Annotated in this window: 1 protein-coding gene; it reads right to left on the reverse strand. The window is 63.9% G+C overall.

What is annotated here, in order from left to right; translation table 11 throughout:
* Positions 1-512: cbb3-type cytochrome c oxidase subunit I (locus PU704_RS19970; RefSeq protein ID WP_277552905.1), on the reverse strand; the 512-nt coding region annotated here is incomplete at both ends.

The following is a 512-nucleotide window of genomic DNA, read 5'->3' on the forward strand; positions in this document are numbered from 1 at the left end:
GCGATGATCGTGGTGATGAAGTTGACCGCGCCCATGATCGTGCCGAAACCGGACAGGATGAGCCCGAACACCCACAGGTCACCCCCCACGCCCGGGGTGAAGGACGCGTTGGACAGCGGTGCGTAGGCGTACCAGCCGAAGGAGGCCGCGCCCTGCGGGGTGAGAAAGCCGGCGGTGGCGATCAGGGACCCGAACAGGAAGAACCAGAACGCCAGGGCGTTCAGCCGCGGGAAGGCGACGTCGGGGGCCCCGATCTGCAGCGGGACGATGACGTTGGCGAAGCCGACGAACAGCGGGGTGCCGAACATCAGCAGCATGATCGTGCCGTGCATGGTGAACAGCTGGTTGTACTGCTCCTTGGTCTCCAGGATCTGCATACCTGGGGCGAACAGCTCGGCACGGATCAGCAGCGCCATCACACCGGCGATGCAGAAGAAGCCGAAGGAGGAGATCAGGTACATGTACCCGATCGTCTTGTGGTCGGTGGACGTGAGCCAGTTGACGACCATCCG

This window comes from Kocuria oceani, from assembly GCF_029524215.1.
Classification (GTDB): Bacteria; Actinomycetota; Actinomycetes; order Actinomycetales; family Micrococcaceae; genus Kocuria; species Kocuria oceani.